Raw genomic sequence first — 21,774 nt, forward strand, 5'->3', positions numbered from 1 at the left:
TCCAGACGGTATAGTTATTGACCATGAGCGCTACGTCGATTTCCACACTGACCAGCCCGGCCATCCGCACCGCCCCGCGGGCACCGTGGCGTGACTGGCTGGCGCTGGGCCTGCTGATGTTTCCGGTACTGCTGGTGGCCGTGGACAACACCGCCCTGACTTTTGCGCTGCCGTCCATCGCCCACGGCCTCCATGCCTCAGGCATCGAACTGCTCTGGATTGTCGACACCTACCCCCTGGTCCTTGCCGGCCTGCTGGTGGCGATGGGCAGCATGGGAGACCGGATCGGCCGTCGCAGGCTCCTCTTCATAGGCAGTGCCGGCTTCGCCGCCGTCTCGACCGTCACGGCTTTTGCCCCCGGCGCCGGCTGGCTGATCGCCGGACGCGCGGGGCTGGGGTTTTTCGGCGCCATGCTCATGCCGTCCACATTGTCCTTGATCCGCAATATCTTTCCGGAGCCCCGCCGGCGGAGGCTGGCGGTGGCCATCTGGGCGGCCGGCTTCTCCGGCGGCGCAGCCCTGGGCCCGATTGTCGGCGGCTGGCTCGTGGAGCGCTTCTGGTGGGGAGCCGTCCTGCTCGTGGCCGTGCCGATCATCCTGCCGCTGGTGGCGCTTGGGCCCGCCCTGATTCCGGAATCCCGCGATCCCCATCCGGGCCGGGTGGACGTGCCCAGCATCGGGCTGTCCCTGCTGGCCATGGTTCCGACGGTCTACGGCATCAAGGCACTCGCTACCCACGGCCTGTCGCCGGAGTCCTTGGCAAGCATCGGTCTCGGCCTGATCATGGGCTACCTGTTCATCCGGCGCCAGCGGGCGCTTGGGAGGGGAGGCAAGACGGCGCCGCTACTGGATGTCAGCCTCTTCGGCAACAGGATCTTCAGCACGGCCATCACCGCCAACGTCCTGGCGCTCTTCTCCTACAACGGCTTCATCCTCTTCCTGGCCCAGCACCTGCAGCTGCTCGAGGGGCAGTCCCCTTCGGCGTCCGGCGTCGCCATGGTTCCGGCGCTGGCTGCCACCGTGCTGTCGGGCCTGCTGGTGGTTCCGCTGGTGCGGAAAGTCCGGCCGGGCTTTGTGGTGGCAGGCGGGCTCCTGTTGAGCGCGGGAGGATACTTCCTCGTGGCCTTCGGCGACCACAGCAGCGGTCCGGCCGTACTCCTTGGCGCCCTCCTGATCCTGTGCCTGGGCGTAGGCTCCGCGGAGACGATTTCGAACGACCTGATCCTGTCGGCAGCCCCCGCCGACAAGTCCGGGGCGGCGGCCGCCATTTCCGAGACCGGCTACGAGGTCGGCTCCCTGCTGGGCACGGCCATTCTGGGCTCCATCCTGACAGCGTCCTACCAGCACAACTTCCGGCTCCCCGCCGAAGCTGCCGGGCTCGCGTCGGACGCAGCCAACAGCCGTGCCGGCGAGACGCTCGCCGGCGCCGTCGAACTCGCCCAGACGCTCCCCCGCCCGGCAGCCGAGGCCGCGACAGCCGCCGCGCGGACCGCCTTCGACTCGGGCGTGCACGTCACGGCCGCGATCGCACTGGTCCTGATGGCGGGGGCATCGGTGCTGACCGCCGTCGTCCTCCGCAAGGTACCCGTCGCCCGCTAAGCGACACGTCCGAGGTCAAGGGTTAGACAACAGCGTCCGACGCCGGGAGAAACCCGGCGCCGGACGCTGCGGACGGCCTTCAACTGATGAGGTCGTGGTCGGCCCTGCTACTTGCTGTCCGGGGTGGTCACACTGGCTGAGGCCCGCATGGTCTCGGCGTTGACCATCCATGCGTACTGCTCAAACTTGGCGATGAATGCGTGCAGCAGGTCCGTGGTGGTGGGGTCTTCCTCATCCACTTCGTCGTGGACCTTGCGCATGGTGCCGACCGCTGCTTCAAGGGCCGCAACGATCCGCTCGATGGCGTCCTTGGTGTTGATCAGGCCGGCCGGGAACTCGGCCAGGGACGTGGACTTGGAGACCGTGGAACTGCGGCCGTCCGGCAGGGCATGGAGGGCGCGCATCCGCTCGGCGAGGTCGTCCGCGAACGCGCGGGCCGCGTCGATGATTTCATCGAGCTGCAGGTGGAGGTCCCGGAAGTTCGTGCCCACAATGTTCCAGTGCGCCTGTTTGCCCTGAATGTGGAGCTCGATCAGGTCAGCAAGCACTGACTGCAGGTTGGCGGTCAGAGTAGGTGAAGCTTTCATGCATCCTCCTGGGTAGATCCAGTACCGATAGGTCCGATGCTTCAGACGCTACCGCAGGGCACAGGGGGACAGCGATGGCTCCGCCCGGAATTTCTCGGTCAGCTTACTAAGTGGGCTTACTAACGACTGGCTGCCCTTTTGCGGGGCGGCTCAGACAGCTTCGTTCAGTACAGGGCCCTGCGGGAAAATGGCCCTCGTGATGCCGCCCACGGTCGCCTCGGACAACTGTGCCAGGTAATCGTTCCGGCGCCGCGGGGTGATCCGGGACTGGGGTTCGAAACCCTGATCGGGATCGTCGGCATAATGGGCGGTCAGTCCGTCGCGCATGAGTCGGATGGCTTCGGAGCGCTGCTGGGACACGGCGGCGTGGGTGGATCCGAGTTCCGCGGCGAGCTCCTTGACCGTCCGGTCGCCGAAGTAGATTTCCTCGACGACGTATCGCATCCGCTCGGGCAGGGACTTGACGGCGGCACGGAGGTACTGGAGCCGCTCGTCGGCGAGGACCGAGTGCTCCGGGGACAGGGTCTCGGCAGCCAGCGTGTCCACGACAGCTTCGTCGAGCGGCGTCAGCGTGCGGGAAGCGTCGGCCAGCGCCGCCTCCACGACGCTCTGCTGGACGCCGAGGGCCGAGGCGAGTTCGTCCACAGTGGGGGTCCGGCCAAGAGCAGCCGCCAAGGTTTCCTGCACGGACATGGTTTCCTTGATCCGGCGCCGCGCGGACCGGGTGGCCCAGTCGCTGGCCCGCATCTCGTCGGCGAAGGCACCAAGGATGCGCCGGCGCGCGAAGGCGCCGAACGGCACGCCAAGATCGGGATCAAAGGAATCAGCCGACGTAATCAGGGCAATAGCGCCCGCTGAAGCCAGGTCATCGCGAGAAAGGTGTGACGCCTTTGAGCACAAATCTGAGACGAGATACCCCACCAGCGGAAGATGCTGCGTGACCATCTCGTTGCGTTCCACGCGATTCAATACTGTGTCCCCCCATGAGACCGGATCCAAAGCGTTCCAAACCGTTAAAACGCGTGAGAGCCGCACCCGCAAACGGACCCTGACTCTCCCCATCGGAGGCGGTGTTCGAACCTGGGTGCAGCACCCATGGAGGAAACCTATCACCTGATCCACAATCTGCGTGTACCCTCAGGGAAAAGCATGGCTGAAAATGCGGAACCCGCGCATCCGGGGACGGCAAGGGAATGGGGCCCATGGGCGCAGGTGATCTCTCGGCAGCACTCTGGCAAGAGCGGCGGCAGTTGGAACTGCTCATATTCAGGCTGGAGACGCAGCGGCTGCATGTAGAGGCCGGGAACCTTGAATGGCTTAATTTCACAGCGTCTGAAGTCGAAAGCGTCCTGGACAGGTTGCGCTTCGAGGCCTTGGCCCGGAGCGTGGAATCTGCCGCTGTGGCGGTTGCATGGGGCCTGCCCGCCCAGGCGACCCTGATCGAACTGGTGTCGGCGGCACCGGCAGGCCCGTGGCCTGAGGTCCTGCAGGAACACCTGGACGCGCTTCGCCGGTTGCTGCGGCAGCTCAGCGATGCCGCCCACGCCAACGAGGAGTCATTACGGACCCTTCGATTGCCGGCAGCCTCCGGCCCGGGCGCGACGGACACCGCCGGACTGCTTGAGCAGCTGACGACGGCCCAAAACGTTGAGCGGGCCCTTGCTGTCACACGGCGGGCTACGCAGCCCCTGTTAGTTCAGTACCTCGGCGGCGACCAGGACTAATCCCGAATCCCGGGTTCACTCTTCCGCGGCAGGGACGGCAGTGTCGGCCGGCGGCACCAGGCCGCGCAGTGCGTCCTCGGCGTCCGGTCCGGCTTCCGCCGCGGCACGGTTTGCCGCGGCGATGGCCTCAATGACTTCCCGGCGCTGGATCGGAACACCCCTGGGTGCCTCAATACCTATCCGAACACCGTCGCCTCGGCCTTCCAGAACCGTGATGACGATCCCGTCGCCGATCATGATCTGTTCGCCCGGCTTGCGTGTTAGTACCAGCATCCTCTCAATGTACCCTTCGCCGTGGGGAGCTTCGGACGATTCCCGATGGTTCACTCATGTCGGATTGCCCCGGTCAGATTTTCGCCGTGGCGGCCTGGCCGGCGTCGATCCAGCCGACGGGCAGGCCCAGGCCGTTGACGCTCTCGGGCGTGGACGTTTCCCCTGCGCCGACGACAGCGACTGCACTGATGTTCAGCTGGGCAGACAACACACGGACCCAGCGCGCCGTGTCCTCGTGCTTGCGTCCGGCGTCCACCACCACCCACACCTGGTCGGCGCTCAGTGCCGCCACCGACGGCACCCGGGCCAGTGCGTTGCGGGCTTTGCCAAGGCCGAACGCCACTAGGACCGTCCGCTCCGTCACCACGGCATGGGCGCGGGCCGCCGTCGCGCCCTGGCGTCCGTCCACGTGGAGGTGGCCGTAGGCGGAGAGCTCACCTGCCGTGCGGACATCGGCGCCGCCGACTGCCATCGACATGGCCAAGGCGGTATCCATGGCGTCCTCCCCCAGTCCTACGAGCACCACGAGATCCCCGACGCCGGTGAGGGGCACCGGGACGGCTTCACCCGCCGCGCCGGATGAGGGCGCCGCGTCCGCGTCCGGTGCGGGGAACACTTTCCTCTGCTCCGTGCCGGCCGGTCGGTCAGCACGGACCCCGGGTTCCGGTGTGGCGGGTTGGGCCGATTGGGCCGGCGCCGGCGTGGCGGGGGTACGGAGCCCGGCGCCGAGCTGCTCGAGCAGTTCCGCGAAGCCGGGCGACTCGGTGGAGACACCCGGGTTGGACGGCCGGTGAAGGCTCGCCTCGGCAGCGTCCGCCTCCTCCAGCAGGGCGGCGATGGCGGAGCCCTGCAGTTGATGGGAAGGGCCGGCGGCGGCCGGTGGAGCATCCGGCGCAGCACTCCCGGGGGCGGCGGTTCCGGCGTCGTGGGTGCGGACCGAAGCCGGCGTGGCCGACGGCGGGGCGGAAGCTCCGGCGTCGTGCGACGCGACGGGAGCGGTCCCGCCGGGGATCGCGGCGCCGGCCGCAGCCGGGACGTCCGGTTCGGGGACGACTTCGCCGCTGACCACCTCGTGTTTGGGCAGCACTTCGATCATGGCCTCGTAGCGGTCGCCGGCGAAGAGGCCGGCGATGCCCTGGCTGATGACGCGTTCAGCAGACACGATCCGGGCTGCCGGGCCGTACTGCAGCTCTGCCTTGCGGCGGATCTCCTCAAGGGAGCTTCCTTTAAGCCGATAGCGGTTCGGCATGGCGCACTACTCCTACGGTTTCGATCCTGACGTTGGCTGAGGTGACCTCGCGGTAGGAGAGCACGGGGATGGACCCCGGCTGTGCCCCCACGAGGCGGTGGATCGCCGGCCGGAGTGCCGGGGCGCACACCAGCACGGCCTGGCGGTTGGCGGCGGCCGCGGAGTCGGCGGCGGCGCGCACGGAGCGCAGCACGGAGTCCAGCCGGTCCTGCCCCATGACGATCTGGCTGCCACCTTCCGCGGGGCGCATGTCCTCCAGCATGGACTGCTCCAGGAGGGGGTCGATCATGATGACGTTGAGCACGGGCCCGTCCATGAACTTGGCCGTGAGGGCCGGACCGAGGGCCTGGCGGGCGGATTCCACGAGGGATTCCGGGTCTGTGGAGATCTTGGCGCGGAGCGTGAGCGCCTCGTAGATGCGGGCAAGATCGTTGATGGGCACCTGCTCGTCCAGGAGGCCCTGGAGGACGCGCTGCAGCTCGGCCAGGGAAAGGAGGGAGGGGGTCAGTTCGTCGACGGCGGAGGGGCTCAGCTTCCGCACGCCTTCGGTCAGGACCCGGACGTCCTCGCGGGACAGCAGTCGGGCCGCATTGGCCGTGAGGATCGAGGACAAGTGCGTCACGAGTACCGAGACACGGTCGATCACTGTAGCGCCTGTCATTTCGGCGTTGTGGCGCATTTCGGCCGGAATCCACTTTCCGGCCAGCCCGAACACCGGCTCGATCATCGCAACGCCCGGGAGCGAATCCAGGTTGTCCCCCAGCGCCAGCATCTGGCCTAACGGCGCGGTGCCGCGGCCGGCCTCGACGCCGGCGATCCGGATCGAGTACGTGGCGGGCGGCAGGTCCACGCTGTCCCTCGTGCGCACGGGCGGGATGACCAGGCCCAGCTCCATGGCAATCTTGTGCCGCAGTGACCGGACCCGGGCCAGGAGGTCGTCCGAGGCACCGGAGACCATGTCCACGAGGTCCGGTGCCAGGAGGATCTCCACCGGGTGGACGCGCATGTCCTCCAGCAGCTTCTCGTTCGGATCCATTTCCGGGTGGTTCAGCGCGGTTGCCTCGGCTTCGAGGGTCTTTTCCGCGTCCTGTTGCCTGGCGGCGACCCTGCGGGACGCGAAGAGCAGCCCGGCCCCTACGAGGACAAACGGGATGGGCGGCATGCCGGGGATCAGGGCCATGGCAATGGCCGCGACGCCGGCGATCATGAGCGCGTTCGGTGACTGCAGCAACTGGGTGGACGCGGTCCGGCCCATGTCGGACTCCGCGTTGGAACGGGTCACGATCATGCCGGTGGAGACGGCCATGAGCAGCGCCGGGATCTGCGTGACGAGGCCGTCGCCCATGGTCAGGAGGCCGTAGGTGTTGAGGGCGTCGCCGATGCTCAGGCTGCGTTGCACCATTCCGATGGCGATGCCGCCGACAAAGTTGATGACGATAATGATGATGCCCGCGATCGCATCACCCTTGACGAATTTCGAGGCGCCGTCCATGGCCCCGTAGAAGTCGGCCTCGGCGGAAACCTCGGCCCGCCGTTCACGGGCCTGCGAGTCGGTCAGGAGCCCGGCGTTCAGGTCGGCGTCAATCGCCATCTGCTTGCCCGGCATGGCATCGAGGGTGAAGCGGGCGCCCACTTCGGCCACCCGCTCGGCGCCCTTCGTGACAACGACGAACTGGATGACCACGAGGATGAGGAACACGACGGCGCCGATGATCATGGAGCCGCCAACGGTGACCTTGCCGAACGCTTCAATGACCTGGCCGGCGTAGCCTGCCCCCAGCACCAGCCGCGTGGAGGCGACGTTGAGTCCCAGCCGGAACAGCGTGGCCACCAGCAGCAGTGACGGGAAGACGGAGAAGTCCAACGGCTTCTTGACGAACATGCTGGTCAGCAGCACCAGCAGGGCCAGCAGGATGTTGCAGACGATGAGGAAGTCCAGCAGCGGCGCAGGCACCGGAACGACCAGCAGCAGCACGATGCCCACGATGCCGATGGGCACCGACAGTCGGGCGAGCCTGTTGTTCATGGTGCGGTCCTTTCACAGACGCTGGTTCGCAAAGTGTTCAACCCGCGGTTCAGGACGCGGTGCATTCGGGGCTTCGTGCAGGGCGTCATACGCCGCTTCCCACGGGTGTTCCTGGAGGTCTTCCTGCGGCTGCGCCTGCCATGCGGTGCAGCCCGGTGCCGGCGCCCCGGGCCTTGAGCGCCATGACGAACGCGAGGACCCCGGCGACGGCGCGGTAGAAGTCCACCGGGATCTCCTGGCCGAGCTCGCAGGCGCTGTGGAGGGCCCGGGCCAGCGGAATGTCCTGGACCATGGGTACGTTCTTCGCCTCGGCCTCTGCCCGGATCCTGGCCGCCACATGTCCCGCCCCCTTGGCCACCACGCGGGGCGCGGACTTTCCGGGTTCGTACTTGAGCGCCACCGCCACGTGCGTGGGGTTGACGAGGACGACGTCGGCGTCGCTGATCGCAGCGATCATGCGGTTCCGGCTTATGGCCATCTGCCGCGCCCGGCGCTGGGACTTGATGTGGGGATCGCCCTCGCTGTTCTTGTTCTCATCCTGGACTTCCTTCTTGGACATCCGCGTCTTTTTGCGGTTGCGCCGCATCACGACGAAGAAGTCCACGGCCGCCAGCACGATTCCCGAGGCCACCGCGAACTGGACCAGGGACGCGACTCCGCCGCCCGCGGCCGCCACGACCCCGGACACCGGCAGACCCCCGGCCGTGAGCAGGACCGGGACGAGGCCCTGCACGACGCCGTACAGCACCAGCCCCACGACGCTTGCCTTGAGCAGCGCCTTGACGCCGCCCCAGACCGCCTGGGTGCCGAAGATGCGTTTTAGGCCGCTCAGCAGCTTGAAGTTCTCAAAGTCGAGCTTGAATTTTTTGAAGTGGATGCCGCCTTGGAGGGCGGCCCCGGCGAGGACAACGATGAACACGACAATCAGCATGGGCCCGATGGTTCCCGTGATGGACGCGAATCCGTCGCCGAGCGCCGTGACGGCTTTGCCCGGGTCCGGGGCGGCCACGATCCCGCGGACGCTGAACAGCTGGTCCGTGGCGGCATTGGCGGCCCGCTCCACCGTGCTGGGAATCATGATGGCCGCAGCACCGACTCCAACCCAGGCGGTGAGGTCCTGGGACCGGGAGAGCTGGCCTTTGGAGCGGACCTCCTTCATCCGTTTGTCGGTGGCTTGCTCTGTCTTCTCCTGCGAATCCGACATCAGCCCACCCCCAGGACGGCCTTGGCGGCCTGGCCGGCGAGGCTGGAAACAAGCCTCGGTAGCGCGAGGAACATGAACCCTGCCAGGGACAGCGTCAGAAGGATCTTGAGCGGGAACCCGAGCTGGAACGCGTTCAGGGCGGGCGCCACCCGGGTCAGCAGGCCCAGTCCGACGTCGGCGAGGAACAGCACCACCAGGAGGGGGCCGGCGATCTGGACCGCTGCGAGGAACATTCCCGTGACCGCCGTGGTGATGGCCTGCACCGGCTGGGCCAGGTCAAGGCCGCCGGCCAGGGGCAGGGCCGAGAAGCTGCCGGTGAGGCCGGCAATGACCAGCTGGTAGCCGTCCGAGGAGAACAGCAGCGCCAGGGCGGCCATTTGCAGGAGGCGGGTGAACTGCGCGCCGTTGACCATCATCTGGGGGTCGAAGGCCTGGGCCATCTGGAAACCGCTGCCGAGGTCGATCAGGCTGCCGGCGGACTGGATGGCCGCGAAAATCACCAGGACCAGGAATCCCAGGACCAGTCCGGTGATGAGCTCAAGGACCACGCCGGTGACGAAGGCTGCGGTGTCCCGCGGGGTGTAGCCGCCGGCCACCCGCTGCGTCACGGCAAGGCCCAGCCCCAGTCCGAGCATCGCCTTGACGCGTGCCGGGAAGGCCTGGTGCGCGAAGGGCGGTGCCACGATCAGGAATGCCGTCATCCGGACGGTGGCCAGGAGGAGGACTTCCAGCCAGGTCGGGTCGATCGGAATGCCCACCTCACAGGCCTCCGAGCAGCGACGGAATCTTCGCGAAGAGATCATTGGTGAACGAGACCATCTCCGAGATCATCCAGTGCCCGCAGACGATCAGGGCGACCGCCACCGCGGCGGCCTTCGGCACAAAGGAGAGGGTGGCTTCCTGCAGCTGGGTAATGGACTGCAGCAAGGAGATGGCCAGGCCCACCACGAGGGCGGTCACCAGGACGGGCGCCGCGAGTTTGGCGGCCACGATCATGGCCTGGAGGCAGATGTCCAGGACGGCGTTGGTGTTCATCCGCTGCCTGCATAGCTTTGGATGAGTGCGGTGATGATCAGGCCCCAGCCGTCCACGAGGACAAACAGGAGGATCTTGAACGGAAGCGAGATCATCACCGGGGGCAGCATCATCATGCCCATGGACATGAGCGCCGCCGACACCACGAGGTCGATCACGAGGAACGGGATGAAGATGACGAAGCCGATGATGAACGCGGCGCGGAGCTCGGAAATCATGAACGCCGGGATGAGGGTCTGCAGCGGCACCGCTTCCGGGCTTGCCGGGTTCTCTGCACCGGCGGCCCGGGTCATGAGGGCGATGTCCTCTTCCCGGGTGTGGGCCAGCATGAAGTGCTGCAACGGGCCGGAGGCAGCGCTGACGGCCCCGTTGAAGTCCAGGGTCCCGTTGAGGTAGGGCTGGATGCCGATGTTGTTCATCTCATTGATGACCGGCCACATCACGAAGATGGAGAGGAAGAGGGCCAGTCCGGCGAGGACCTGGTTCGGCGGGATGGACGGCAGCGAGAGGGCGTTGCGGGTCATCGCCAGGACCACGAAAATCTTGGTGAAGGACGTCATCATCAGCAACAGCGCCGGCGCCACGGACAGCAGGGTGATCCCGATCAGGGTCAGTACGGCCGTGGAGGGTTTGCCGTCGAGCCCGTTGATCTGGATGTTGACATTGCCGCCGCCAGGGGCCGCCGGTTCCGTCGGAGCGACCGGCGGGGTCGGATCAACCGGCGCGGCGTGCCCGGCCGTGGCGTTCAGCCACAGCAGCAGGACCGCGAACAGCACGGCGGCGAGCCCGAGGACCAGAATCCTGGCGGGGCGGGCAGTTTCGGGGCGGGGAGCTTCGGTGCGGGCAACGGCTGAACGGGTGCTGACGCCGGAGGGCCCGCCGGTGAGAGGGCGGATCAATTGCGGCGTCCGGTCCTGAGAGCGGCGGCGGCCTGCTTCCACGTGGAGCCGGCCAGGATCGAACCGTGCAAAGGCGGGTGGCCGGTTCCCCGTCCCGCAAGACCGCGGGTGTGGGCGTTCCGGTGGATGGAGGCGCGACGGGACACGGGGATGTTCCGCGAGCTGTCCCCGTCATCGGAGGCCCCGCCGTCGGAGGCCTGGCCCTCGGACGGAGTGCCGTCGTAGGCCTGACCGTCGGTGGGAGCGCCCCCCTGACGGCCGGACAGCGGGTTGGCCTCCGAAAGGATCCGGGCGAATTCCCCGAAGCCCCGGCTGGTCCCGGGCACGGGGGCCTCCTCTTCGGGTTCTTCCGGGATGTCACCGGTATGCAGGACGTTCACGGCATGCTCGGTGACGCCGAGCAGGAAGCGCTGGCCGGCGGCGTCGACCACTACCACGGAGGCCTTCTGTCCCAGGCTCTGGCGGCTGACGACGGTCAGCGCGCGGTCAGCCCGGCGCCGTCCGGTGCCTTTGCCGAGCCGGCGTTGCAGGTACCACATGAGGCCAAGCACCGCGCCCAGGGCCACGACTACCCGCAGCCCGAGGATCAGTGAGTCCATTCAGCTGAGCCCCTCGGCCACGTCGAGGATGCGGGTGATCCGTACTGCGTAGTCCTGGTCCAGGACCACCACTTCGCCGTGCGCGATAAGCCGTCCGTTGAGCAGCACGTCGGCCGGTGCCCCCGCGGAGCGGTCAAGCTCGATGATTTTGCCGGGTTCGAGGGACAGCACGTCGCGGACGGACATCCGGGTGCGTCCGATCTCCACGGTCAGGGCCATTTCGATGTTGTTGATCCGGCCCAGGCGGCCGGCCACGGTGTCTCCGCCGCCGAAGACGTCGCCGGCGCCGTCCTGGCTGTTGCCGTGTTCGCGGAGACGGACAGCGAACCATGCCGCGGGGCTGGTCCCGTCGGAGAGTTCAAAGACGGCCGTGTCGGTGTCCGAGAGCAGCCCGGAGACGTCCGTTTCGCGCAGGTCGGACAAGACCCCGGCGCCGAAGACCGAGCTGGCGCTTTCCATCGCCGGGCGCAACACATCGGTCACGGAGACGTGGCCCAACTGGGTTCCGGCTCCGGCGGCTTCGTCGAGGAAGGTGCGGTCGCTCAGCATGAGAGCCAGGTCTGCCGTGACGGAGCCGACAAACGTGGCGGTGACCGCCTGGCGGGCGTAAGCTGCGGCTGCGCGTGCCGGCACGAGCGCGACAACCTTCAGGGCTACCGGGGTCGGCAGCTCCTCGACAAGCCGTTCCGCCGACGATTCGTGCTTGGTCAGGGTGATGCTCATCGGTGATTCTCCTCGATTGTGACAATGACGGCAGCCGCGCGGGATCCGTTGCGGGCCGGGGCGGCTGTGGCGAGCCGGGTGCCGTCGAGGGTCAGGTCAAACGGCCTGTTCTCCAGGTGCGGCAGGGTGAGGACGTCTCCCACGGCGAGGCCCAGGATCTGGCTGGGGGTGACATACGACGTCGACAGCCGCACCGAAAGTTCCACCGGAACCCGTTCGAGCTGGGCGCTGACGCGGGCTTCGGCGTCGTCGCGGTTGTCGGTCGGGTTGACCTTCTTGAGCCGGCCCAGCAGGATGCCCGCAGGGACCGCCAGGGTGGCGGGGGCGCTGATGTCGCCGACGCTCATGGTGAAGGCGGCGACGATCATCAGTTCACTGGGCGCTGCGGCCTGGGCGAACTGGGAGTTGTACTGGATGGTGTCCACCCGGACGGCTTCGCTCATGAGCGGGCCCAGGGAGTAGCCCAGGTCCTCGAGGGCCTCGTCCATGAGGCCTTTGACCAGGGCCTGCTCAATTTGCGTGAACTTGCGGTCCGGCATGGGTGAATCGTTCGAGGCGCCAAGCATCCGGTTCACCCAGCCGAGCGCGGCCGGTGCCGGGAACTGCACCACGAGTTTGGAATCGTTGGCCTCGACGGTGCACAGGACCATGGCCGTAACTGCCGGCAGGGATGCCGCGTACTCGTCGTAGCTCAGCATGCTGACGTCTTCGAGCCGCACGACGGACTTCACTCGGACCTTGGCCGTCAGTTGGGTGCCCCATTGGCGGGCAAAGGTCTCAAAGGCGAGTTCCAGGACGCGGCTGTGTTCGCGGGCCAGCGTTGCGGGACGCCGGAAGTCGTAGACGCTGACGGTCCGCTCCCGTACCACTTCCCGCTCATCCAGAACACTCACGGTTGCCACTATCGGCAAGGGATCCGCTGCGGTAAGCAATGCCTGCAGGCAAAACGTGCGGGCAGAACCCACAGGCAATGCGTGCAAGTAACGGACAGCCTATTTCTCGGTCATCTTCAGGGCTTCGGGGATCAGTGCACGGACGACGTCGGGCTTGTCGGAGACGACGACGATGTCCACCCTGCGGTTGCGTTCCATGAGTTCCGGGGTGGAATCGTCGTTGACCTGCCGGGCGGAGCCGAACGCGACGGCCCCGATGGATCCGGGCGGGATGCCGCCGTGGTCCACCATGTAGCGCAGGACGTTGACGGCCCGCGCGGAGGACAGTTCCCAGGTGGAGGGATAGGACGTGATGCCGTTCGCGGCGTGGCCCTCCACCATGATTTCCAGGCCGGCGGGGGCCAGGGTCGGCGAGATGATCTGCAGGACCTGTGAGGCCCGGTCTGTGAGTTCCGGCCGGTCGGCTTCGAAGAAGGCCTGGGATCCTATGAGTTTTACCGTCAGTCCGCGCTGGTCGATCTGGAATTCGACGTTTTCGCTGAGTCCCGCAGATGCCAGACCGGCCTTCATTTTCGCCTCAAGGGCGCGCAGGCGGTCCACTTCCTTGAGCGCCTCGGCCAAGGCGTCGGGCGCCGCAGTGGTCTCCGGACCCTTCACGGCAGCAAACGCCTCCAGGTTCTTGTCCACCTGGTCCGGCGGCACGACCGTGCCGGACGCGGTGTCCACCGTCTGGGAGGCAACTGCCCCGAAGCCGGTGGCCAGGGAGTTGCGGAGCTTATCGAACTTGTTCGCATCCACCGAGGACATGGCGAACAGGACGATGAACATGCACATCAGCACGGTGACCATGTCCATGTAGGACGCCATCCACCGTTCGTCGACGTGGTGCTCTGCCGGCTTGGACCGGCCGCGTCGTCTGGGACTCACGCGGCCTTGTCCATTTTGTCGCCCGCGTCGTCAACCGTTTTTCGGCCGCTGTCCGTGGCCTTGAGCTGGTGCTCGGGGACCATGGAGCGCAGCCGTTCGGCAAGCAGCAGGGGTTGGGCGCCGGACTGGACTGCCAGCATTCCCTCCATCAGCAGCGTCATGTGTTCAATGTCCAGCTCGGACAGCCGGGCCAGGCGCGAGCTGAAGGGCAACCAGATGAAGTTTGCCGACAGCAGGCCCCACAAAGTGGCAACGAACGCAGAGGCAATCATGGGACCGAGGTGGTCCGGGGTGGAGAGGTTCTCCAGGACGTGGGTCAAGGACACGACCGTGCCGATGATCCCGATGGTCGGGGCGTAACCGCCGAGGCTGGCGAAGAATTTCGAGGACGCGTGGTCGCTGCGGGACTTGGTGTCGATCTCGTCCTCCAGCTGCATCCGAAGGTCCTCGGCGTCGGTGCCGTCGGCAATGTTCTGCAGGGCCCGGGCCAGGAACGGGTCCTGGGCGCCGGCCGCCTCTTCTTCCAAGGAAAGCAAGCCCTCGCTGCGCGCCTTCTCCGCGAACCGCACCATCTGCTCGATGCTTTCCTGCGGTTTCGAGGTCTTGCCGATGAACATTTTCGGCAGGGCCTTGAAGGCCTGCAGCGCATCCTTGAGGGTATTGCCGGCGAACCCGACGGCCAGGGTGGCGCCGAAGACCAGCACCATGGGGGCCGGCAGCAGGAGCGACGTGACGCTGGCCCCTTCCATGGTCACCATGGCGATAACGGAGCCAAAGGCGAGGAGCAGTCCGATGACTGTTGCGGGATCCATGGCTTACTTTCTTGGTTGCACGGGTGCGGTGGGGCCGCCGTCGTCGGGGTCTTCCGTGCGGACCAGGCTCAACGGGTAGCCGGTGACGGCCGGGAAGTCCCGGGCCTTGCTCAGGACGTAGGCCCGGTAGTCGGCGATGAGCTCGACCACTTCAGCCAGGCTTTCGAGCACCACGTAGGCGGCGCCGTCGAGGGTCACCAGATGCGTGTCCGGACTCTCGTGAATCCGTTCAATCAGGTCCGGATTGACCGCGAAGCGCGTTCCGTTGAGGCGTGTGACGACGATCATGGGCCGAATCTGCTCTGTGAGGGGAAGGGTGTTCTCCTCCCTACTGTCGGCAGCCGAGGCGTCTTCGTTAGGGGCCAGCGCTACCGGGGCCCGTCACGCCCGCAGGGAGTGGACGAAATCGAGCTTCTGGATCACGGCCGGTGGGATCACGAACGGGTAGAGGTCGTCCATTCCCATGCTGCGGTTGACCTGGTTCAGCGCGATCGAGAGCGGCACCCACGTGTCCACGAGGACCTTGGTGAAGGCCCGCTCCCGGTCCGGGCCCGCTGAAACCAGGCCGAACTCCCGGGCCGTCTCGAGGGTGTCCTGGATATGCAGGTAATGGGCAAAGGTTTCGGCGAAATCCTCGTAGGGGTGCATCGTGGCGTACCTCGAGATGTACTCCTCTTCCCAGCCCGCCGGGGCACCCTCGGAATAGTGGCGGTCGATTGCCTCGCCGTAGTCCTGGGTGTCATCCCCGAACAACGTCCGGGCCTGGTCGGCGTGCTCGGCGCTGCCGAACACGAGGACGCCCTCGAAGTAGTGGCCTACCTCGTGGCGGAAATGGCCCAGCATGGTCCGATACGGTTCGTCCAGCTTCGCGCGCATCCGTTCTCGGTATGCGTCCTCGCTCTCCGCCAGGTCGATCGTGATGATCCCGTTGGCGTGGCCGATGGTGACGTTTTCGTTCACGCTGGACAGCAAGTCGAATGCCAGGCCCTTTTCGGGGTCTTCCCTGCGCGTGATGATCGGCAGCCGCAAGGCATCAAGCTCGGCGATGAGGTGGCGTTTGGCGCGTTCGGCGACGGCGAACTGGGTCAGGCCCTTGGCGTCGGCGTCGTTGGGGCGGGTCCGCGTGAGTTCACAGCTGAAGCACTGGCTGTCCTTGCCCGCGGTAAGCCAGGTGCAGGCGGAAAGCTCCAGGTTCACGCAACTGTGCCACTCGACACCCCCTGGCCCGGTGTACGTGCCGCTGCTGTCCACGGTGACGACGCGCTGCTCGTCGCGCGAGTAACGGAGCGCAGTTCCGCAATGAAGGCACGCGGAGTTCTCAAAGAAGACGGGCGAAGCGCAGTTTCCGCAGGATTGTTTTTTCACTTCCCGATCCTAACGGCAGCCGCAGCCTCTGGAAACGAGCCACGGCCGGGACAAACGATGCGGACCTCAAGACCGATTCCCGGCACTGGTGCGCTGCTTCCTCATGATTTACTCAAGCGGCCAACGGAACTCTTGACAGAGTCTTGTCCTAAGACGCGTGGCTGCCTTGATGTGAGACCGGCAATGTTGGTGTTGTTCCCGCCAAACGGTCTCAAACGAAACGGAAACGTCCCCATGGACACTTCATTCAGCTCGGGCATGGGTCCCCGCCGGGGGGCGCGGACCCATCGAACAATCACTGCACTGCGTGTGCTGGGCATCATCGCCGCCACCGCCGCGACCCTCGCGTTCCTGGCCGTCGGGGTCCTGGCCCCGTTGCTTCACATCGGGTTCTCCCCGGTGCTGACCGGAAGCATGCGCCCGGCATATGCACCCGGGGACCTGCTGATCACCGCTCCCGCGGACGTCGCAAGCCTTCGGCCCGGCCGGATCGCCGTCTTCACCCCGCCGGGAGAATCCATCCCGTTCGCCCACCGCATCACCGCCATCGCCGGCACCCCGACCCAGCCGGTCCTCACGACCAAGGGGGACGCTAACCCGGACGCGGACCACTGGCGGGCCGTCCTGAACCAGGCACAGGTGCCCGTCGTCGTCGCCGTCATTCCCTCGGCGGGCACCGCCTTGCTGTGGATCCAGAACCCTCTCCAGCGGGCACTCCTGACCGGCCTGTTCGGCCTGACGGTCACCGGATCCGTTGTCTGGCGGATCCTCCGCACCACCCCGACCTCCCGCGGCCGCCGCGCTACACCAGGCACTTCCGGTCGCCGCAGCGCCATCCCCGCCCACTAGAGAATCCCCGCACCACTTCCCGCAAAGGATCCACCATGTCTGCAATCACAGCCCGCCATACCGCCCGCACCACCCGCCGCCCCGCCCCGGCCCTGCTCGCCGCCTGCGCCGTAGCGGCAGCCGGCCTGGCGATCACCGGAGGCGGCGTCTACGCGGCCTTGAACGCCAACGCCAGCAACACCACCGCCCAGAACGCAACCTCCGGCGTCCTGAGCCTGACCATGGCCAACACCGGCACCGGATTCAGCCAGGCCGTCTCCAACGTCGCCCCGGGCGACTTCGTGAACCGTTACGTCACCCTCACCCAGGGCGCCACCCTGGACGGCAAAGACATCACCCTGGCCGTCGCCGACGCCACCCCGACCCTCCTGACCACCAGCGCCGCCAAGGGACTGCGTGCCACCGTCACCCAGTGCTCGGTCGCATGGGTCCCCGGGACCGGCGCGGGCACGTGCAGCGGAACCCCCACTGTCCTGCTCACCAGCACCCCCCTGAGCACGCTGGCTGTCCCGGCAGCAGTAAAGTCCGGGGCCATCGCAGCCAACACCGTCCTGAACCTCCAGGTCTCCCTGACCCTGCCGGACCAGAACGAAACCACCACCAACGGAACCGTTCCCGCCGGCACGATCCAGGGCCTGTCCTCGGCGCTGACCTGGACCTTCGGCGAAACCCAGCGCACTGCCACCACTACCGGAAGCTAAACCCGCATGAACGTGCGCTCCTACCCCAGCAGGGCGGCGGCCGCCATCGCGGCCGCGGTCCTGCTGGTGTGCACGTCAACACCGGCTGAAGCCGCGGCCATCGCCAGGGCGGCCTCCCCGTCCCAGGCCACAGGCAGCGGCACCTGGGGGGCGGTGGCCACGCTGCGCACCGCCGCCCCCTTCGGGACAGGCCAACTGAAGCTGACTTTCAGAAATACCGGCAGCACCACACAACCGTCGTTCGCGCCGAAGTACTTCACCGTGGGCAACACCGGGACCCTGCCTATCACCCAGGCAAGCTACACCGGGACGGCGGTTGCCCCTTCCACCGTGCAATTCATCGTCGAATCCTGCAGCGGCACGTGGAATGAGACCACCGGCGCCTGCCAGGGTGCACCCGGCACAACGACCGCGAGCCTGATCACACCTTGGGGATCCTCCACCACATCAATTGTCTCCACCGCTGTCCCGACGGGGGCCGGAACAACAATACGACTGCGAGCGAGGGTCAATGTCAACGGAACCGTCCCAAACACCCCGACCCCAACGCTGACCATAGGCGTCACGGTCAACCGCACCCAGGTCCGGAGCCCGACGACCACCGGCGGCTGACCCACGCGCGGAACCGCACCACCACCCGGCAATGAGCCTCGATCCAGGGAGAACCATGGCAGAGAATGCCGGCGACACCGTCCTTGACGCGGCCGCCCTCGGCAACCTCGCCGACCAGCTGCAAAGCGGCACCGTCGCGAGGAACTATGCCTTGAAATTTGTGGACTTGCTCCAAAAGCGGCATGAACGCATCCTCGCCGCCCTCGGCAAAGATGACATCCCTGCATCCCTCAATGCAGTGCTGAGCCTCAAGGTCAACGCCCACATGGTCGGAGCGCTCGCCGTGGAGCAGACCTGCCAGATCCTGCAGGGATGCGTGCTCGACGGCGACACCTCGGCCGCTACACGGTATGCCCAGGTACTTCCAGGGGACATCGCCGCAGTCAGGGACGCCATCACTGAATTCCTCTCCGGCGCCCTCCAGTGACGCGCTGATCGCATAGCCGGCGTGTGAAGGTAGGCGTCCCGCAGCATCTACGCAGTGGCGGTGGATGCTGCGGGCGCCAAACCCGGGGTGCTACCGCTTCAGCTGCGTCAGTTCCTGCAGGACCTCGTCCGAGGTGGTGATGATGCGGGCGTTGGCCTGGAAGCCGCGCTGGGCGACGATCAGGTTGGTGAACTCCTGGGACAGGTCCACGTTGGACATTTCCAGGGACCCGCCGGCCAGGGTGCCGATGCCGGCGTCGCCTGCGCCCCCGAGCTGGACTCCGCCCGAGTTCGCGGTGGCCACGTAGGAGGAGCCGCCCGCTTTTTCCAGGCCCGTCGGGTTGGTGAACTTCGCCAGCGCAATCTTGGCCAGGACCTGCTTGGTGCCGTTGCTGAACGAGCCGATCAGGGAGCCGTCGTTGCCGAGGGTGAAGGACTCCAGCTTGCCGGTGGCGGAGCCGTTCTGGCCGCTGACAATGAGGGAGTTCATCTGGGCGTAGCCCGTGACCTTTGACAGGTCGACGGCGACGGCACCGGGGGAACCAGCGGTACCGACGGTCAATGAACCGCCGCCCGTCAGGAGACCGTCCTTGAAGGTGAGATTGGTTGTTCCCGTATTCCCGTTGTCATCGGTCGCGTCGACTTTCCAAGCGTTGCCCGCGCCGGTGAAGGTCAGGCTGAGGCTCCGCTCGGCGCCGGTGGCGTCGTAGACCTTGACGACGCGGTTCAAGGTGGCGCCCTCGGCGGGCAGGTTCCCGTCCAGCGTCACAGCGGACGTGGCGGCGGCGACCATGTTGTTCGGGTTCAGGGTGATGTCGCCGATCGCTCCGGCCGTATCGATCGCCCCACCACTCTTGGCGGTCCAGCCCTGGAGGATTCCGCCGTCGGGGCTGACCAGCTGGCTCGCGGCGTCAAAGTTGAACGACCCCGCACGGGTGAACAGCTGCTGGCCGCCCTTGCTGGTGACGAAGAAACCCTCGCCGGAGATCATCATGTCGGTGGCTCGGCCGGTGCTCTGCGACGAGCCCTGGCTGAAGTTGGTGCTGACGCCGGCTACGCGGACGCCGAGGCCGATCTGCGCCGGGTTGCTGCCGCCGGACTGCGCCTGCGGGGAGGAAGCGCCCTGGGTCATCTGCGAGAGCGTGTCCTGGAACTGGGTGGTCGAGGCCTTGAAACCGGCCGTGTTGACGTTGGCGATGTTGTTGCCGGTGACGTCGAGCATGGCCTGGTGGGCGCGAAGGCCGGAGATTCCGGAGTACAGCGAGCGGAGCATGGGAACTGCCTTTCTGCGGGTGGAGAACTGGTCAGGAAGCGGCCGGCGCGGTGAGCCCGGTGATGGAGTCGAGGGGGATGGCAAGAGCGCCGACCTTGACGGTCGGAACTGTTCCGGCGTAGGACACCGAGCCGGCGAGGCCGGTGCCCGTGGTGCCGTCGCCGAGGGTGTAGTCGACAGTGTGGCCGATCAGCTGGGCTGCGGCGGACCGCATTTGGAGGGAAAATGCCTCCTTGCTGTTGGTGGTCATTTCGGTCGTCTTCTCCATCATGGAGAGCTGGATGGTCTGGCTCATCATCTGGTTGGTGTCCATGGGCGCGCTCGGGTTCTGGTTCTTCATCTGGGCCACCAGCAGCGTCATGAAGACGTTTGCGTCCATGCTCTGCACGGGTGTCCGCACGGCGGAGGGCGCGGTGGTGGCACCTGCGCCGGCGACCGGCTGAGGCGTGACCAGCTGCGGCGCGATGGGCTGGGATGCGATGGGTTGGATCGTCATGAGTCGCGTTCCTTCGTGTCAGACAAGAATGTCGAGGGTGGCCTGGGGGCCGTTCAGGGTCCTGGCGCTGCGCAGGGCGGCTGCGTCGGCCAGTGCGTCCCAGCGGCTGCCCGGGCGGGGTTCGCCCGATCCGTTGCGTCCGCCACGGCCTGCGTTGTTCCCGCCGGGGTCCGCGCCGGCGCCCTCCTGGCCAGCCGTTCCCTGGCCTGCGCGGTCCTGGCCTGCGCCGCCCGGTCCGCTGTGCTCGGAGAGGTCCAGGCTCGCGCCGAAGCCTGCGTCGGTGAGTTCCTTGCGGAGCTCGGGCAGGATCCCCCGGACGGCATCGCGTCCCGCGTCGCCCGGGGCGAAGATCTCAATCCGGACACCAGCGGCGCCGATATGCGCCCGGACCGTCAGCGGCCCGAGGTCCTCGGGGCTGACTTTGAGGGTCATGACGTGCTGTCCGTGCGGTGCGCCGGCCAGAGTGAAGAGCGGCTTGGCGAGTTGCGGCTGGAGGGTCTGGGCGGCCTGGGGCGCGGCCGGGGCCGGCTGTGGCGCTGCTGACGGGACGGAAGCCGACGGCGGCTGGCCAGCCGGCGTCGTGGCCGGGGCCGCCGTGCCTGCGGCGAGCGCGGCGGTAGGGACTGCCGGGGCCGTGTTGCCCGCAGCGGTCTTATCGGGGCCCGCGCTGGCGGAGGGCCTGGTTTCGGCCGGAACGGCGCCAGGGAAGCTTGCTGTGGAGGCTGAGGTGGCGCCGTCGCCGGCAGCCGTTGCCGTCGGCGTCGGGCTGGCCTCCGAAATGATGCCCCGCATCGGTGCTGTCACCGGGGCGCCAACGGCACCCGTGGCCCCCACGGCACGTGGGACTGCATTCGGCGGGGTGCCCGGGGCGGCTGGGCCGGCAGCCCCGAAGGGAATGACGGAGCCTGTTGCCGCCGGTGGCTGCACGGCAGCGGTGTGCGGCGCAGGCGCGGCGCCAACCGGGACAGCGGTCGCGCTCTCAGCCGGAGACAGACTCTTCGCCGCTGTGGGAGCTGGTAGTGAAAGCCGCGGGTCGGACAGTCCGGGGGCCGGTGCGACGGCCGCTGTCAGGGGCGCCGTCGCACCGGCCGGGGACGTCGACACGTCCTGGACGTCGGGCGTCCCGGGCCCGGCCGCGGCCAGCGGCGCGCCGTGCTGGGCGGGGGTTGCAGGCGGCGGGGAGCCGGCGACCGAGGTGGGCGCGTTGACGGCCGTGATGCCAATGACCGTGCCGTCAGAGGACGCAGCAGCGGTCGAGGCCATGTCCGGTGCCGGAACGGCAGAATCGTGGTCGGCTTTCTTATCGGCCGACGGCGCGCCGACGTCCAGGGCACTGCCCGCCGTCTTGTCCGAACCGGTGCCCGGTGCGCCCTGGACGTCGCTCAGGACGGCGCCGAAGGAGCCGGCGTCCGCGGTCCCGGTCTCCGGCCGCGAGCGCCCGCCGTGCTGCGCGCGGGCGTGAACCGGTGCGGAGGCCAGCGCTGAGGTGACGTCCATCGGAGC

25 protein-coding genes are annotated in these 21,774 nt (G+C 67.4%); 6 read left to right on the forward strand and 19 right to left on the reverse strand.

What is annotated here, in order from left to right; all coding sequences use genetic code 11:
* Positions 1 to 23 precede the first annotated feature (23 nt).
* The gene (locus AC1DES_RS05765) at positions 24 to 1,598 is read left to right on the forward strand and encodes an MFS transporter (protein WP_476894727.1); all 1,575 of its coding nucleotides are present in this window, start codon (positions 24 to 26) and stop codon (positions 1,596 to 1,598) included.
* Positions 1,599 to 1,705: 107 nt separating this feature from the next.
* Here the strand turns inward: AC1DES_RS05765 and AC1DES_RS05770 are convergent, their stop codons facing one another.
* The gene (locus AC1DES_RS05770; RefSeq protein ID WP_476894728.1) at positions 1,706 to 2,185 is read right to left on the reverse strand and encodes a Dps family protein; all 480 of its coding nucleotides are present in this window, start codon (positions 2,183 to 2,185) and stop codon (positions 1,706 to 1,708) included.
* 150 nt (positions 2,186 to 2,335) lie between these two features.
* On the reverse strand, positions 2,336 to 3,154 hold the full coding sequence (locus tag AC1DES_RS05775; protein WP_476894729.1) for a sigma-70 family RNA polymerase sigma factor: 819 nt from the start codon (positions 3,152 to 3,154) through the stop codon (positions 2,336 to 2,338).
* Between the two features lie 233 nt (positions 3,155 to 3,387).
* Between AC1DES_RS05775 and flgN the strand changes: the two genes are divergently transcribed.
* Positions 3,388 to 3,909: a flagellar export chaperone FlgN gene (gene flgN, locus AC1DES_RS05780; protein ID WP_476894730.1), complete on the forward strand. Its 522-nt coding sequence runs from the start codon at positions 3,388 to 3,390 to the stop codon at positions 3,907 to 3,909.
* 15 nt (positions 3,910 to 3,924) lie between these two features.
* On the opposite strand, the gene AC1DES_RS05785 is transcribed toward flgN, so the two are convergent.
* The 14 genes from AC1DES_RS05785 to AC1DES_RS05850 form a co-directional block, all read right to left on the reverse strand.
* Positions 3,925 to 4,182, reverse strand: coding sequence for a carbon storage regulator (locus tag AC1DES_RS05785; RefSeq protein ID WP_476894731.1), 258 nt, complete (start codon positions 4,180 to 4,182; stop codon positions 3,925 to 3,927).
* Positions 4,183 to 4,255: 73 nt separating this feature from the next.
* Complete coding sequence (locus tag AC1DES_RS05790; protein ID WP_476894732.1) at positions 4,256 to 5,431, reverse strand: hypothetical protein; 1,176 nt, start codon at positions 5,429 to 5,431, stop codon at positions 4,256 to 4,258.
* Complete coding sequence (locus AC1DES_RS05795; RefSeq protein ID WP_476894733.1) at positions 5,409 to 7,457, reverse strand: flagellar biosynthesis protein FlhA; 2,049 nt, start codon at positions 7,455 to 7,457, stop codon at positions 5,409 to 5,411. The genes AC1DES_RS05790 and AC1DES_RS05795 overlap by 23 nt, the downstream gene beginning before the upstream one ends.
* An 85-nt stretch (positions 7,458 to 7,542) precedes the next feature.
* Positions 7,543 to 8,661, reverse strand: a complete 1,119-nt coding sequence (locus tag AC1DES_RS05800; RefSeq protein ID WP_476894734.1) for an EscU/YscU/HrcU family type III secretion system export apparatus switch protein — start codon at positions 8,659 to 8,661, stop codon at positions 7,543 to 7,545.
* On the reverse strand, positions 8,661 to 9,419 hold the full coding sequence (locus AC1DES_RS05805) for a flagellar biosynthetic protein FliR (protein ID WP_476894735.1): 759 nt from the start codon (positions 9,417 to 9,419) through the stop codon (positions 8,661 to 8,663). Before AC1DES_RS05805 ends, AC1DES_RS05800 begins: the two co-directional genes overlap by 1 nt.
* 1 nt (position 9,420) lies before the next feature.
* The gene (fliQ, locus tag AC1DES_RS05810) at positions 9,421 to 9,696 is read right to left on the reverse strand and encodes a flagellar biosynthesis protein FliQ (protein ID WP_476894736.1); all 276 of its coding nucleotides are present in this window, start codon (positions 9,694 to 9,696) and stop codon (positions 9,421 to 9,423) included.
* Positions 9,693 to 10,496, reverse strand: coding sequence for a flagellar type III secretion system pore protein FliP (gene fliP / locus AC1DES_RS05815; RefSeq protein ID WP_476894791.1), 804 nt, complete (start codon positions 10,494 to 10,496; stop codon positions 9,693 to 9,695). The genes fliQ and fliP overlap by 4 nt, the downstream gene beginning before the upstream one ends.
* A gap of 95 nt (positions 10,497 to 10,591) precedes the next feature.
* Positions 10,592 to 11,194, reverse strand: a complete 603-nt coding sequence (fliO, locus tag AC1DES_RS05820; RefSeq protein ID WP_476894737.1) for a flagellar biosynthetic protein FliO — start codon at positions 11,192 to 11,194, stop codon at positions 10,592 to 10,594.
* Positions 11,195 to 11,917 carry a flagellar motor switch protein FliN gene (gene fliN, locus AC1DES_RS05825; RefSeq protein ID WP_476894738.1) on the reverse strand — a complete coding sequence of 241 codons (723 nt, stop codon included), beginning with the start codon at positions 11,915 to 11,917 and terminating at the stop codon, positions 11,195 to 11,197.
* Entirely contained in the window at positions 11,914 to 12,810 is an 897-nt protein-coding gene (locus AC1DES_RS05830) for a flagellar motor switch protein FliM (RefSeq protein ID WP_476894739.1), read from the reverse strand. The genes fliN and AC1DES_RS05830 overlap by 4 nt, the downstream gene beginning before the upstream one ends.
* Before the next feature lie 99 nt (positions 12,811 to 12,909).
* The gene (locus AC1DES_RS05835; RefSeq protein WP_476894740.1) at positions 12,910 to 13,737 is read right to left on the reverse strand and encodes an OmpA/MotB family protein; all 828 of its coding nucleotides are present in this window, start codon (positions 13,735 to 13,737) and stop codon (positions 12,910 to 12,912) included.
* Positions 13,734 to 14,549 carry a motility protein A gene (locus AC1DES_RS05840; RefSeq protein WP_476894741.1) on the reverse strand — a complete coding sequence of 272 codons (816 nt, stop codon included), beginning with the start codon at positions 14,547 to 14,549 and terminating at the stop codon, positions 13,734 to 13,736. The genes AC1DES_RS05835 and AC1DES_RS05840 overlap by 4 nt, the downstream gene beginning before the upstream one ends.
* A 3-nt stretch (positions 14,550 to 14,552) precedes the next feature.
* Positions 14,553 to 14,837 carry a flagellar FlbD family protein gene (locus tag AC1DES_RS05845; RefSeq protein WP_476894742.1) on the reverse strand — a complete coding sequence of 95 codons (285 nt, stop codon included), beginning with the start codon at positions 14,835 to 14,837 and terminating at the stop codon, positions 14,553 to 14,555.
* A 93-nt stretch (positions 14,838 to 14,930) separates the two neighbouring features.
* On the reverse strand, positions 14,931 to 15,914 hold the full coding sequence (locus AC1DES_RS05850) for a zinc-binding metallopeptidase family protein (protein ID WP_476894743.1): 984 nt from the start codon (positions 15,912 to 15,914) through the stop codon (positions 14,931 to 14,933).
* A gap of 234 nt (positions 15,915 to 16,148) precedes the next feature.
* On the opposite strand from AC1DES_RS05850, the gene AC1DES_RS05855 reads away from it, so the two are divergent.
* The 4 genes from AC1DES_RS05855 to AC1DES_RS05870 are packed head-to-tail and all read left to right on the forward strand — an operon-like array spanning position 16,149 to position 18,503.
* Positions 16,149 to 16,763: a signal peptidase I gene (locus AC1DES_RS05855; RefSeq protein ID WP_476894744.1), complete on the forward strand. Its 615-nt coding sequence runs from the start codon at positions 16,149 to 16,151 to the stop codon at positions 16,761 to 16,763.
* 35 nt (positions 16,764 to 16,798) lie between these two features.
* Complete coding sequence (locus AC1DES_RS05860; protein WP_476894745.1) at positions 16,799 to 17,464, forward strand: TasA family protein; 666 nt, start codon at positions 16,799 to 16,801, stop codon at positions 17,462 to 17,464.
* Positions 17,465 to 17,470: 6 nt separating this feature from the next.
* Complete coding sequence (locus AC1DES_RS05865; protein ID WP_476894746.1) at positions 17,471 to 18,076, forward strand: hypothetical protein; 606 nt, start codon at positions 17,471 to 17,473, stop codon at positions 18,074 to 18,076.
* A gap of 55 nt (positions 18,077 to 18,131) precedes the next feature.
* A complete protein-coding gene (locus tag AC1DES_RS05870) occupies positions 18,132 to 18,503 on the forward strand; it encodes an Hpt domain-containing protein (protein WP_476894747.1) in 372 nt (123 codons plus the stop codon).
* A 90-nt stretch (positions 18,504 to 18,593) separates the two neighbouring features.
* On the opposite strand, the gene AC1DES_RS05875 is transcribed toward AC1DES_RS05870, so the two are convergent.
* The 3 genes from AC1DES_RS05875 to AC1DES_RS05885 are packed head-to-tail and all read right to left on the reverse strand — an operon-like array spanning position 18,594 to position 21,768.
* Positions 18,594 to 19,775, reverse strand: a complete 1,182-nt coding sequence (locus tag AC1DES_RS05875) for a flagellar hook protein FlgE (protein WP_476894748.1) — start codon at positions 19,773 to 19,775, stop codon at positions 18,594 to 18,596.
* Between the two features lie 31 nt (positions 19,776 to 19,806).
* Positions 19,807 to 20,271: a flagellar hook assembly protein FlgD gene (locus tag AC1DES_RS05880; protein ID WP_476894749.1), complete on the reverse strand. Its 465-nt coding sequence runs from the start codon at positions 20,269 to 20,271 to the stop codon at positions 19,807 to 19,809.
* Between the two features lie 18 nt (positions 20,272 to 20,289).
* Positions 20,290 to 21,768, reverse strand: a complete 1,479-nt coding sequence (locus AC1DES_RS05885) for a flagellar hook-length control protein FliK (protein ID WP_476894750.1) — start codon at positions 21,766 to 21,768, stop codon at positions 20,290 to 20,292.
* Positions 21,769 to 21,774 lie beyond the last annotated feature (6 nt).

This window comes from Arthrobacter sp. 05T442 (assembly GCF_056395945.1).